The organism is Azospirillum brasilense, from assembly GCF_003349955.1.
GTDB lineage: Bacteria > Pseudomonadota > Alphaproteobacteria > Azospirillales > Azospirillaceae > Azospirillum > Azospirillum brasilense_B.
In genome coordinates, this window is record NZ_QLKQ01000086.1 from 15917 (window position 1) to 28297 (window position 12381).

The window sequence follows — 12381 nt, forward strand, 5'->3', positions numbered from 1 at the left end:
TCGGTTGCACGTTTTCTCATGTTGCGACGATACGTATTATCGTGTAGAAAACACTGGGATACGCGGTGCGCAGCACTTTTACGCATGGATATGACATGGCCATTCTCGGTGTGCGCTCCATTCATTCCACCTTTGGTCCAGGCTCCGCAGGGCCGCCGGTCAGCGCCTGCACGCGACACTAGAAACCGTGTATGCCCGAAAGGCGTTCAGGTTCCGCATCGGCAGAGTAGCGAAGTCTCCTTCACCGCCCGCGGGAGCACGGCGGCCATGATGACTGTGGGACGCCAATTCCTTCCGGACCGACATCTTCGGAAGCGTCCCGCGAATCCCTCCGCATGGTCGCCCCATGGCCGCCGACCAATTCTTCAACTTATCGCAGAACATATGGGCTTTTGCATTGCCCATCCGCGCGCCCATGCGGCCGGCCGCGCGGGACGTGTGCGGCATCGCCTCAATGACACACAATGAACAATTTTGCCGCAACCGGTTCGTTGCAAGAATCGCAATTCTCGACGAAGACAAGAAAAATAAAAATCGTCCTTTGGTGAGCACGCGAGGAAACCGACCACCAAAACAACAGAAAAGTGAAAACCGTCATGAATGACATCAGCGTCAGAACAAAAACGTTCGTTGTTTTTTCGTTTCTATCCCTGCTTCTCGCTGGTATCGGCGCCTTGGGAATCAACCGGTTGTCGGCGGTCAACGACAGCTCGACGGAAATCGCCAGCTTCTGGATGCCGCGGGTCGTTCAGGTCAACACCGTGAACGATGCGGTGTCGAACTTCCGCATCCTGCAAAGCGCCCACATCCTCAGCACCAGCGAGCCGGAAATGGCCGCGGCGGAGAGGAGGATGGACGAGATGGAAGCCAGCATCGCCAACGCCCGCCGGACCTACGAGGCGACGCTGCGCACCACCGAAGGGCGCGGGCTGTTCGCCCAGTTCGAGCAGCAATGGGCGCAGTATCTGACGCTGCACCGCCAGATCACCGCCCTGTCGCGGCGCAACGAGAACGCCGCCGCCAACGCCCTGTTCCGCGACGCGGCCGACAAGAGCTTCCAGGAGGTCGGGCGGACGCTCGACGCCATGATCGACCACAACAACCGCGGGGCCGCCAAGGCGAGCGACGACGCCGACGCCGTCTACGCCCAATCCAGCACGATGCTCATCGTCGCGCTGCTCATCGGCGTCGCCGTCTGCCTAGGCGGTGCGCTGATGATGATCCGCGGCGTCTCCGCGCCGATCGGCGCGATGACCGAGGCAATGCGCCGGCTGGCCGGCGGCGACAAGACGACGGCCATTCCCTTCGCCAGCCGCGGCGACGAGATCGGCGCCATGGCCTCCGCGGTCCAGGTCTTCAAGGACGGGCTGATCGAGGCTGAACGGCTGGCCGCCGAGCAGGCCGCCGAGCAGGCCGCCAAGCTGCGGCGGACCGAGGCGGTCGAGCGGCTGATCGCCTCCTTCGAGGAGCAGGTCGCCGACGCGCTGCGCAACGTCGCCGCCGCCGCGACCGAGCTGGACACCACCGCCCAGAGCATGGCGGCGACCGCCCGCCAGACCAACGACCAGGCGGCCAACGCCGCCGCCGCCGCGGAGCAGACCAGCGCCAACGTGCAGACGGTCGCCAGCGCCGCGGAGGAGATGTCCAGCTCGATCGGGGAGATCGGGTCGCAGGTCACCCGCTCCACCGGCATCGCCGGGCAGGCGGTGCAGGAGGCCGGGCGCACCACCGACTCCGTGCGCGGGCTGGCCGACGCCGCGCACCGCATCGGCGCCGTGGTCCAGCTCATCACCAACATCGCCGGGCAGACCAACCTGCTGGCGCTCAACGCCACCATCGAGGCGGCCCGCGCCGGCGAGGCCGGCAAGGGCTTCGCCGTCGTGGCGTCGGAGGTGAAGCAGCTCGCCAACCAGACCGCCCGGGCGACGGACGAGATCGCCTCGCAGATCCAGGCGATCCAGGAGGCCACCGCCGGCTCGGTCGGCGCCATCGAGGGGATCGGCCGCACCATCGCGGCGATCAACGAGATCTCCACCTCCATCGCCGCCGCGATCGAGGAGCAGGCCGCGGCGACCAACGAGATCTCGCGCAACGTCCAGCAGGCGGCGATCGGCACGCGCGAGGTGTCCAGCAACATCGCCCAGGTGACGGAGGCCGCCGGCACCACCGGGGCCGCCGCCCATCAGGTGCTGGGTGCGGCCGGCGGGCTGGCCTCGCAGGCGGAGAATCTGCGCCGCGACGTGGAGAGCTTCCTGGCGGCGATCCGCGCCGCCTGAGCGGCTTCCCGATTCCTGCGGGGTCTCACCAGCCCCGCAGGAACTCCGCCGTCGCCTCCACCGCCTCCTTGATGCCGACGCGGCGGACCTCCACCCCCTCGGGGAAGGCGCCGAACAGGCGGCTCGGCATCATCGGGTCGAGCAGAACGAACACGCCGGTGTCGTCGGCCCGCCGCACCAGCCGGCCGAAGGCCTGCTTCAGCCGCAACCGCGCGATCATGTCCTCGTAGCGCCGTCGCCCGAAGGCGTCGCGCCGGGCGCGGTGCAGGATGTCGGGGCGTGGCCAGGGCACCCGGTCGAACACGATCAGCCGCAAGCTGCGGCCCGGCACGTCCACCCCGTCGCGCACCGCGTCGGTGCCGAGCAGGCAGGCGTGCTCCTCCCCCCGGAAGATGTCGATCAGGGTCGCCACGTCCAGCGGATCGACATGCTGGGCGTAGAGCGGGATTCCGGTGGCGTCCAGCGGCTCGACGATGCGGTCGTAGACGGCGCGCAGCCGGCTGATCGCGGTGAACAGCCCCAGGCCCCCGCCGCCCGCCGCCTGGAACAGCGTGCGGTAGGCCGACGCCACCTGCCCCAGATCGTCCTTGCGCACGTCGGTGACCACCATCACCCGCGTGCGGTTGGGGTAGTCGAAGGGCGACGGCACCTGGGCGCGCAGCGCCGGCTTGGGCAGGTGGCTGGCGCCGCAGCGGTCCTCCGCCGCCTGCCAGTCCATGGCGGTGTCGCCGGTGCCGTCGGTCAGCGTGGCGGAGGTGACCACCATGCCGTGCGCCGGCCCGGCCAGCGCCTCGGCGAAGGGAACCGTCGGGTCGATCCAGTGGCGGTAGAGCCCGACGTCCACATCGCGCCCGTCGATCCGCTCCACCGCGAACCAGTCGACGAACTGCGCCGGGGTCTCCACCGGCAGCGTCTTCAGCATGGCCCGCCACGCCTCGACCGTCAGCACGCCGCGCCGGGTCAGGCTGCGCGCCATGGCGTCGATGCGCCGCCGCTGATCGCCATCCAGCTCCGCCGCCTCGTCCTCCAGCCGTGCCGCCAGCCGCTTGGCCAGCCCGGCCAGCGGCTCCGCCAGCCGGACCAGCGCCGCCTCCAGCGCCTCCGCGGCGTCGAGCAGCCCGTCCACCGGGTAGGCCTTGTCAGCCTCCAGGCTGTAGGGACCGCCCTGCCCCGCCGTCCGCGCATAGACCTGCCGGCGCGCGGCGAGCAGGAAGGCCTCGGTCGGCCCCTGCGGGTTGTCGGCGGACAGCCGCGCCGCCCAGCCCTCCGCCGGCAGCACGCGGGCGCCCAGCATCACCGCGTCCATCAGCTCCTGCGCCTGTTCGTCGCTGGCGACCAGATCCTCGATGCGGCGCTTCAGCCCGCGGGCGCGGCTGCGCCCCGTCTCCTCGGCCCCCAGCAGCCAGCGCCGCAGCTCCTGGGTCTCGCGCCCGGTCAGATGCCCGGCGAAGGCGCTGTCCGCCGCGTCGAAGACATGGTGCCCCTCGTCGAAGACGTAGCGGGTGGGCAGCGTCGGCTCCTCGCCGCCGCCGAGCGCCGCCTGCACCATGACCAGCGCGTGGTTGGCGATCACCACGTCGGCCTTGCGGGCGCGGCGCACGCTCTTCTCGATGTAGCAGCGGGCGTAATGGTCGCAGGCGGAATAGATGCACTCGCCCCGCCGGTCGGCGAGGCCCAGCGTCCGCCCGCGCCCGGCGAGGTCGACCAGCCAGCCGGGAAAGTCGCCGCCGGTCAGGTCGCCGTCGCGCGTCGCCGCGGCCCAGCGCGCCATCAGCCCGACCCCGATGGCGTGGTGCGGCTGCATCGGCATGCCGCGCACCGCCTCCTCCAGGTTCAGCAGGCACAGGTAGTTCTCCCGCCCCTTGCGCAGCACGACCTTGCGCGCCTTGGTCGCCGGTTCGGGGTAGAGGCGGTCCAGCTCCGCGTCGATCTGGTGCTGGAGGTTGCGGGTGTAGGTGGAGATCCACACCGTGCCACCGTTCTTCTCCGCCCACACCGTGGCCGGCGCCAGGTAACCGAGCGTCTTGCCGACGCCCGTCCCGGCCTCCGCCAGCACGACGTTCGGCGTGTCGGGCGCGGGGCGCGGGGCGAAGGCGGCGGACACCGCGCTGGCGTAGTCGGCCTGCTGCGGGCGCGGCTCGGCCACCTTGCCGGGCACGCTGGCCGACAGCATCACCGACAGCCGGCGACGCGCCTCGTCCGGCTCCACCGGATGGTGCGCGGGCGGCGGCTCGGGCGGGCCGTCCTGCCACTCCTTGATGCGTGTCCAGACGCGCAGGCCGGAGCGGCCGGCGCCCTTCTCCGGCCCGTCCGGCTTGCCGAGCGCGGCCAGCACGGCGGGCGCCCACAGCCAGCCGGCGCGCCCCATCTCCCAAGCGAAGGCCACCGGGTCGGAGGCTTCCTCCCGCCCCGGCGCGCCGAGCAGCCCCAGCAGCTTGCGCACCGCCCGGTGCAGGGCCAGCGCGTCGTCCTCCAGCCCGTCGGGGATCGGCAGGTCCAGCGCCTCGGCCAAACCGCGCGGGGTCGGCACGCAGAAGCGGGCGGGCAGGACGAAGGCGAACAACTCCAGCAGGTCGAAGGCGGCGAAGGGCTCGGTCCCCAGCCGCCGCGCCATGGCCCGCGCGTGGCAGACCAGCGGCGGCTGGCGGCGCGCCCGCTTCGCCGCGGCGGCGGGGGCCAGTTCCTCCACCTCCCCGTCGCCGGTCAGCAGGACCACGCGCCGCGCGCCGGCGACCAGGGCCGGCGCGTCATCGAGGCTGAAGGACGGGGGGGAGGGCGCCGAGGTCAGATCCATGGCGCGCAGTATAATGGGCCCCGCCGCCGCAATGCGAGCAAACCCGTGTTGACCGATCGGCCCGCCCCCTCGAAAGTGCACCCCCCGTCCTTGGGCGTCGCAGAGGAGAGGTCGAGCGCATGCGGTTTCCGGTCCGGCGTCTGCTGAGACTCCTGATGGCCCTGGTTGTCGCCCTGGTGGCCTTCAGCGTCGGCTGGGCGGCGCTCTACCGCGTGGTGCCGGTGCCGGCCACGCCGCTGATGCTGATCCGCGCCGCCGGAGGGTCCGGGCTGGCGCACGACTGGGTGCCCCTGTCGCAAATCTCCCCCCACCTCGCCCGCGCGGTCATCGCGTCGGAGGACACGCTGTTCTGCGGCCATGGCGGCTTCGACTGGGCGGCCATCGAAGGCGCCTTCGAGGACAACGAGGAGGGCCGGCGCCTGCGCGGCGGCAGCACGATCAGCCAGCAGACCGCCAAGAACGCCTTCCTCTGGCCGGACCGCAGTTGGACCCGCAAGGGCATCGAGGCGTGGTTCACCCTGCTGATCGAGACGCTGTGGCCGAAGAGCCGCATCCTGGAGGTCTATCTGAACATCGTGGAGTGGGACGACGGCGTCTACGGCGCCGAGGCCGCCGCCCGCCACCATTTCAAGAAGCCCGCATCCGCCCTGACCCGCCGCGAGGCCGCCCTGCTGGCCGTCGTCCTGCCCAATCCGCGCAACTGGTCCCCGAACCCGCCCGGCACCTACGTGGCGCGGCGGGCGGCGATCATCGAACGGCGCATGGCGGTGGTGGAACGGGATGGGCTGGCGGATTGCGCGAAGTAGCGTGGACTCTTTTTGCTGAACGTCTACCAGCGCCAGCGTTGCCCCCACCCTAGCCCTCCCCCGCTTTGCAGGGGAGGGAACGGACACCGCTCCGCAAACCTCCCCCTCCCCTGCGAGAGCGGGGGAGGGTCGGGGTGGGGGCAACGCCGTGCAAATCAGCATCATTCCGCGCTACCCTACGCCCCGCCCACCGACATCCGCAAACTCACCACCCCCGCGACGATCAGCAGAATCCCCGCCAGCTTCAGGAAGTTCAGCGACTCGCCGAACACCCAAATCCCGATGGCCGCGATGGCCGCCGTGCCCACCGCGGACCAGATGGCGTAGGCGACGCCCACCTCGATCTCGCGCAGCGCCTGGGCCAGCATCGCGAAGGCCACCAGATAGCAGGCGACCACCGCCAGGCTGGGCCACAGGCGGGTCATGCCGTCGGACATCTTCATGGCGACGGTGCCCACGATCTCGAAGGCGATGGCGACGGACAGAAACAGCCAGCTCATGCGGGTCCTCGGCGGGTGATCCACACCCAGACATGCGCCCGAACCGTGAAACGGACAAGCGGCGCCCGTTGACGGACGGCGCGCTGCGCCCTAGGGTCGCTGCCTTTCTACACTTCCGTCGAGTTTTGAAGGGGCTCTACCATGACCGGCGAGCGGGAATTGGCGTTGCAGGCGAAGGCGTGGCCGTTCGAGGAGGCGCGCAAACTGGTCGCGCGCTTCGCGAAAGAGCCGCCGGCCAAAGGCTACGTCCTGTTCGAGACCGGCTACGGTCCGTCGGGCCTGCCGCACATCGGCACCTTCGGCGAGGTGGCGCGCACCACCATGGTCCGTCAGGCCTTCCAGCGGATGAGCGACATCCCGACGAAGCTGTTCTGCTTCTCCGACGACATGGACGGGCTGCGCAAGGTCCCGGACAACATCCCGAACAAGGAGCTGGTCGCCGCCAGCCTCGGCAAGCCGCTGACCCAGGTCCCCGACCCGTTCGGCACCCACGACAGCTTCGGCGCGCACAACAACGCGCGGTTGCGCGCCTTCCTCGACAGCTTCGGCTTCGAGTACGAGTTCCAGTCCTCCACCGACTGGTACAAGTCGGGCCGCTTCGACGAGGCGCTGCTCGGCGTGCTGCGGCGCTACGACGAGATCATGGCCGTCATGCTGCCGACGCTGGGCGAGGAGCGCCAGCAGACCTACAGCCCGTTCCTGCCCGTCTCGCCCTCCACGGGGCGCGTGCTTCAGGTTCCGGTGCTGGAACGCGACGTGGACGCCGGCACCATCGTCTTCCAGGACGAGGACGGCAAGAAGGTCGAGGTTCCCGTCACCGGCGGCCATGTGAAGCTCCAGTGGAAGCCCGACTGGGGCATGCGCTGGTACGCGCTGGGCGTCGATTACGAGATGTACGGCAAGGACCTGATCCCCTCGGCCGAGCTGGCCGGGAAGATCGTCAACATCCTCGGCGGCACCCCGCCGCAGGGCTTCAACTACGAGCTGTTCCTGGACGACAAGGGGCAGAAGATCTCCAAGTCCAAGGGCAACGGCCTGACCATGGAGGAGTGGCTGGCCTACGCCCCGCCGGAGAGCCTCGCCCTCTACATGTTCCAGAAGCCGAAGTCGGCCAAGCGCCTGTATTTCGACGTGATTCCGCGGGCGGTGGACGAGTATCTGGCCTTCGTCGCCAAGCTGCCGGTGGAGGAGCCGGCCAAGGCGCTGGAGAACCCGGCCTGGCACATCCACAACGGCACGGCGCCGGCGGTGCGCTCGGACGTGTCCTTCAACCTGCTGCTCAACCTCGCCGGGGCGGCGAACGCCGAGACCAAGGACGTGATGTGGGGCTTCATCAGCCGCTACGCGCCCGAGGCGACGCCGGAGAACAGCCCCTTCCTGGACAAGCTGGTCGGCTACGCCGTCCGCTACTACCAGGATCAGGTGAAGCCGACGAAGCGCTTCCGCGCGCCCACCGACGCCGAGCGCGCCGCGCTGGAGGATCTGCTGAAGCGTCTGGACGGCATCCCCGCCGACGCGGCGGGCGACGTCATCCAGAACGAGGTCTTCGCGGTCGGCAAGGAGCACGGCTTCACCGAGCTGCGCGCGTGGTTCCAGGCGCTTTATGAGGTGCTGCTCGGCCAGACCACCGGCCCGCGCATGGGCTCCTTCATCCAGCTCTACGGCCTGGACGAGACCAAGGCGCTGATCCGCGAGAAGCTGGCCGCCTGAACACTGGCCATTGGCCTTTTCCCCTCCCCCGCGCCGCCGGACCGCCGCGGGGGAGGGTTTTTGCAGCGGACCGGAGCGCCTCGCAAACAATGCGTCAAACGCACGAACCGCTCCCAAGGGAGGCGGTGCCCAAGGGCATGGCCGGATGACTGTCGCCCGGCGTTCGGCGAGACTTCACGCGCCATCGTTCCCATTGCAAACAATATTCCCGCTCTGATCGTTTGCGTTTCCATCATCCGCCTCTGCGGCTTGAATGTGTGCAAACGGTCGAAATCCTGCCCACCCACTGGGCAAACAACATTTTATTCCCGCATCGCCATGCGCACGCCGCACCGCACCAATACCAACTTGGTATTACCATCCGCCAAGGTCAAAGCCTATGATCCGCCCCGTTACTGCTTTTGCAGTGCGTTTCCTCCCTAAACTCTTCAAGGCCGCGCCCCATCGGGGTTGCGGCCCTTTTTCTTTTCAACCTGCGCTTTTCGCCGCCTTCACATTTCCACCTGATATCCTGACCGGTGGCATGATTGGCATCTCAGGGTAAGGTTGTACCCGGCGGACACCGGCGACAAGTTCGGCGCCGTTAGCGGCCCGTTAACCCGTCCGTCGTTGGATATCCCGATGCAGCCACGTCCGCCCCTCCACAGCGATCATGGGGACGACCGTCCCGGCACGGCCCGCTCGGCGCCACGGGCAGACCCCTCGACGGACGACGGGGTGGCCCCCGACCTGCTCGGCTATCTGTTCGACGATTCTCCCCCTCCTCCTCCTGCGCCGGAACCGGCACGCCACCGCGTCGGCACGGCGCTGATCGAATCGCGGATGGCCGGCATGGGCGACGCCGGGGTGCGCGCTCTGCTGGCGCGCAAACTGTGCCGGCTCCTGCCCGACCTGCCCCCGGACCGTCGGGACAAGGCCACCGCCACCGCCCTGCGCACGCTGGAACGGCTGGCCCGCGATCACGCGACCCATGTGCGGACGGCGCTGGCCGGGGCGCTGAAGGACGTCGCCTGCGCCCCGCCCACCGTGGCGCGCACGCTGGCCCGCGACGTGGAACGTTCGGTGGCGGAGCCGATCCTGCATTGCTGCGCCACCCTGACCGACGCGGATTTGCTGGAGATCATCGCCGCCCACCCCGCGGGCTGGGCGCTGTCGGCCATCGCGCGGCGGCCCGCGGTCAGCGCGCCGCTCTCCCGCGCCATCGTCGACTCGGGCGACGCCGAGGCCACGGGCGTCCTGCTGGACAACGACGGCGCGGTGATCCCGGACGACCGGCTGGAGGATCTGGTGGAGCGGTCCGGCGGCCATCCGGACTGGCAAGCCAAACTGGCCGGCCGGCCGGCCCTGCCGCAGCGGCTGGCCCTGCGGCTGGCGGAGTTCGTCGACGAGTCGGTGGCCGATCTGTTGCGCCGCCGCACCGATCTCGACGCGGTCACCGCGGCGGAGGTCGCCTCCGTCACACGGCGCCGCGTCGCCTGGATCGAGGGGCGCGAGCAAGGCGAATCGCCCGGACGCCGCGCCGTCCGCCTGCACCGCCAGGGCGCCCTGGACGAGACGGCGCTGGGCGACGCCCTGTCCTGGGAGGAGACCGACTTCGTCCGCGCCGCCTTGGCCCTGCGCGCCGCCGTCCATCCGGGGATCGTGGACGACATCCTGCGCTCGGGCGACCCCCGCGCGGTCACCGCGCTGGTCTGGCGGGCCGGCTATTCGATGCGCTGCGCCATGCGGGTTCAGATCCGTGCCGCGGGCATCCCGCCGCGCGCCGTGCTGAACGCCCGCCAGGGCACCGACTACCCGCTGCCCGCGGCGGACATGGCCCGCCACCTCGCGCTCTACGGCGTCCGTTCCTGACGCCGCGGAGCGCTGTCCCCGAAAGTTCCCCTACTGGATTTCCAGCGGCCGGCGGGCCGGGGCGCGCCGCGCGTCGGGCGCCAGCGTCGGATCGTTCTGGTAAAGGGGGCGCGACGGGTCGGTGTCGATCAGCTGCGGCGGGGTGACGATCTCCTCGCCCGTCCCGGCATCGAACTGGATCACCGCCATCTGGCGCACCGTCTCGCACAGGGCACGCTTGCGCAGGGTCGCCGGGTCGCTCGGCCCGTCGAAGGCCACGAAGGGCACCACGATGCCGCTGCGCTCCCCCGGCGGAACGGAGGTGTACACATAGTTCGACACGGGCCGGCAATAGAGCACGTCGGTGGCCGACGGGGTGTCCGCCGCCATGCTCGCCGAAGCGGCCCCCGGCGTGGTCGCTGCCGCCGTGTTCAACGGCGCCTTGGCCAGAGCGGCCTCATAGTCTGCGACGGTTTGTCCCAAGGCCGCGCCGCCGCTTCCCAGCGCCAGCGTCACGGTCAGGCAAAATGCCGGTGCAAAGCGAATCATGGTTCTTCCCCCCAAGCCGAACGACCTTCAAAACCTATCCAAAGAATAGTGCGCCGCACCCGCAACGCCAAATTCCTGTTTGCCGTTCCGGCCATTCGCCGTAATCGATTGCACAGTTCCGTCTCCCGTGCTTGCGGTCACGCTTGCCCTCGGGACGGAATCGCGCTAGGAACCGCCCTCGAAATCTCAGGGCGCTGGACCCCTAGGACGCTACACTCAATCGGTTCTGTCCTCCGCTGAATGGGGGACGCTCACGCTTAGGGAAACGCTCCATGGCTCGCAAGAAGATTGCGCTCGTCGGCGCCGGCCAGATTGGCGGCACGCTGGCTCTGCTCGCTGCCCAGAAGGAACTCGGCGACGTCGTGCTGTTCGACATCGCCGAAGGCATGCCGGAGGGCAAGGCCCTCGACCTGGCTGAGACCTCGCCGGTCGAAGGCTTCAACGCCAAGCTCAGCGGCGGCAACGACTATTCGGTCATCGAAGGCGCCGACGTCGTGATCGTCACCGCCGGCGTGCCGCGCAAGCCGGGCATGAGCCGCGACGACCTGATCGGCATCAACACCGGCGTCTGCCAGACCGTCGGCGAGGCCATCAAGAAGCACGCCCCGAACGCCTTCGTCATCGTCATCACGAACCCGCTGGACGTGATGGTGTGGGTGCTCCAGCAGGCCTCTGGCCTCCCGCCGGAGCGCGTCGTCGGCATGGCCGGCGTGCTCGACTCGGCCCGCTTCCGCTACTTCCTGGCCGACGAGTTCAAGGTCTCGGTCGAGGACGTCACCGCCTTCGTGCTGGGCGGCCACGGCGACACCATGGTCCCGCTCGTCCGCTACTCGACCGTCGCCGGCATCCCGCTGCCGGATCTGGTCAAGATGGGCTGGACCACGCAGGAGAAGCTGGACGCCATCGTGCAGCGCACCCGCGACGGCGGTGCCGAGATCGTCAAGCTGCTGAAGACCGGCTCGGCCTTCTACGCCCCGGCCGCCTCCGCCATCCAGATGGCCGAGTCCTACCTGAAGGACCAGAAGCGCGTCGTTCCGGTCGCCGCCTACCTGACCGGCCAGTACGGCCAGAACGACCTCTACGTCGGCGTCCCGACGATCATCGGCGCCGGCGGCGTCGAGAAGATCATCGAGATCGATCTCTCCGAGGAAGAGAAGAAGATGTTCGATCACTCGGTCGACGCTGTGAAGCAGCTCGTCGAGGTGGTCAAGAAGCAGCAGGCTGAGAAGGCCGCCTCCTAAGGCGGCCTGTTTTTTGCCTGCGCGGCGGCCTGCGGCCTTGTCGCCCCGGGCGCGGACGGTTGAACCGTTTGCGCCCGGTGGTACAGTGACCGCGGTTGTTCGCGCCAGCCGGCGTAAGGCTTCCCGAAGGACTCGTCCCCACGAAGACTTGCGCCCTGGCGCGTCCGCCAGCAGGAAACGCCTGCCCGATCTTCGCCCATCGTCAGCCGACCCGAAATCCGTCAGCCGACCATAAAAACAGATGGACGCCCGATGAACATCCATGAGTATCAGGCCAAAGGCCTGCTGAAGAAGTACGGCGTCGCGGTGCCCCGCGGCGGCGTCGCCTACACCCCGCAGGAAGCCGAGACCGTCGCCCGCGAGCTGGGCGGCCCGGTGTGGGTCGTGAAGTCGCAGATCCACGCGGGCGGCCGCGGCGCCGGCCGCTTCAAGGACAACCCCGAGGGCAAGGGCGGCGTCCGCGTCGTCAAGTCCATCGAGGAGGTCGGCAAGAACGCCGCCGAGATGCTGAACCACGTGCTGGTCACCAAGCAGACCGGTGCGGAAGGCCGCGAGGTCAAGCGCCTCTATGTCGAGGAAGGCGCCGACATCAAGCGCGAGCTGTATCTCGGCATGCTGACCGACCGCGCCACCGGCCGCGTCACCATCATGGCGTCCACCGAGGGCGGCATGGAG

At 69.4% G+C, this 12381-nt stretch carries 10 protein-coding genes; 7 read left to right on the forward strand and 3 right to left on the reverse strand.

Features of this window, described 5'->3' with window-relative positions; genetic code table 11:
* Window positions 1-346 precede the first annotated feature (346 nt).
* Both DXK32_RS32400 and DXK32_RS27190 read left to right on the forward strand, forming a co-directional pair.
* On the forward strand, window positions 347-604 hold the full coding sequence (locus tag DXK32_RS32400; RefSeq protein ID WP_162801362.1) for a hypothetical protein: 258 nt from the start codon (window positions 347-349) through the stop codon (window positions 602-604).
* Complete coding sequence (locus DXK32_RS27190) at window positions 597-2276, forward strand: methyl-accepting chemotaxis protein (protein WP_114861364.1); 1680 nt, start codon at window positions 597-599, stop codon at window positions 2274-2276. Before DXK32_RS32400 ends, DXK32_RS27190 begins: the two co-directional genes overlap by 8 nt.
* Before the next feature lie 25 nt (window positions 2277-2301).
* Here the strand turns inward: DXK32_RS27190 and DXK32_RS27195 are convergent, their stop codons facing one another.
* Window positions 2302-5070 (reverse strand): ATP-dependent DNA helicase, encoded by a 2769-nt coding sequence (locus tag DXK32_RS27195; protein WP_114861365.1) that lies wholly within the window; start codon window positions 5068-5070, stop codon window positions 2302-2304.
* A gap of 119 nt (window positions 5071-5189) precedes the next feature.
* On the opposite strand from DXK32_RS27195, the gene mtgA reads away from it, so the two are divergent.
* Complete coding sequence (gene mtgA / locus DXK32_RS27200) at window positions 5190-5876, forward strand: monofunctional biosynthetic peptidoglycan transglycosylase (RefSeq protein WP_114861366.1); 687 nt, start codon at window positions 5190-5192, stop codon at window positions 5874-5876.
* A gap of 176 nt (window positions 5877-6052) precedes the next feature.
* Here the strand turns inward: mtgA and DXK32_RS27205 are convergent, their stop codons facing one another.
* Complete coding sequence (locus tag DXK32_RS27205; protein WP_114861367.1) at window positions 6053-6376, reverse strand: SMR family transporter; 324 nt, start codon at window positions 6374-6376, stop codon at window positions 6053-6055.
* 141 nt (window positions 6377-6517) lie between these two features.
* On the opposite strand from DXK32_RS27205, the gene DXK32_RS27210 reads away from it, so the two are divergent.
* A complete protein-coding gene (locus tag DXK32_RS27210; RefSeq protein ID WP_038529608.1) occupies window positions 6518-8086 on the forward strand; it encodes a lysine--tRNA ligase in 1569 nt (522 codons plus the stop codon).
* A gap of 621 nt (window positions 8087-8707) precedes the next feature.
* A complete protein-coding gene (locus DXK32_RS27215; RefSeq protein ID WP_114861368.1) occupies window positions 8708-9937 on the forward strand; it encodes a DUF2336 domain-containing protein in 1230 nt (409 codons plus the stop codon).
* Window positions 9938-9967: 30 nt separating this feature from the next.
* Here DXK32_RS27215 and DXK32_RS27220 read toward each other — a convergent pair whose 3' ends face one another.
* Window positions 9968-10465: a hypothetical protein gene (locus tag DXK32_RS27220; protein ID WP_114861369.1), complete on the reverse strand. Its 498-nt coding sequence runs from the start codon at window positions 10463-10465 to the stop codon at window positions 9968-9970.
* Window positions 10466-10737: 272 nt separating this feature from the next.
* Here DXK32_RS27220 and mdh point away from each other — a divergent pair, with 272 nt between their 5' ends.
* Window positions 10738-11706 (forward strand): malate dehydrogenase, encoded by a 969-nt coding sequence (mdh, locus tag DXK32_RS27225; protein WP_114861370.1) that lies wholly within the window; start codon window positions 10738-10740, stop codon window positions 11704-11706.
* A 252-nt stretch (window positions 11707-11958) separates the two neighbouring features.
* On the forward strand, window positions 11959-12381 hold a 423-nt coding region (locus DXK32_RS27230; protein ID WP_205215839.1), incomplete at its 3' end, for an ATP-grasp domain-containing protein.

Bases quoted from the DNA above. Each gene is read 5' to 3' on its own strand.
- DXK32_RS32400 (WP_162801362.1), top strand. From the start codon at position 347: ATGGCCGCCGACCAATTCTTCAACTTATCGCAGAACATATGGGCTTTT.
- DXK32_RS27190 (WP_114861364.1), top strand. From the start codon at position 597: ATGAATGACATCAGCGTCAGAACAAAAACGTTCGTTGTTTTTTCGTTT.
- DXK32_RS27195 (WP_114861365.1), bottom strand. From the start codon at position 5,070: ATGGATCTGACCTCGGCGCCCTCCCCCCCGTCCTTCAGCCTCGATGAC.
- mtgA (WP_114861366.1), top strand. From the start codon at position 5,190: ATGCGGTTTCCGGTCCGGCGTCTGCTGAGACTCCTGATGGCCCTGGTT.
- DXK32_RS27205 (WP_114861367.1), bottom strand. From the start codon at position 6,376: ATGAGCTGGCTGTTTCTGTCCGTCGCCATCGCCTTCGAGATCGTGGGC.
- DXK32_RS27210 (WP_038529608.1), top strand. From the start codon at position 6,518: ATGACCGGCGAGCGGGAATTGGCGTTGCAGGCGAAGGCGTGGCCGTTC.
- DXK32_RS27215 (WP_114861368.1), top strand. From the start codon at position 8,708: ATGCAGCCACGTCCGCCCCTCCACAGCGATCATGGGGACGACCGTCCC.
- DXK32_RS27220 (WP_114861369.1), bottom strand. From the start codon at position 10,465: ATGATTCGCTTTGCACCGGCATTTTGCCTGACCGTGACGCTGGCGCTG.
- mdh (WP_114861370.1), top strand. From the start codon at position 10,738: ATGGCTCGCAAGAAGATTGCGCTCGTCGGCGCCGGCCAGATTGGCGGC.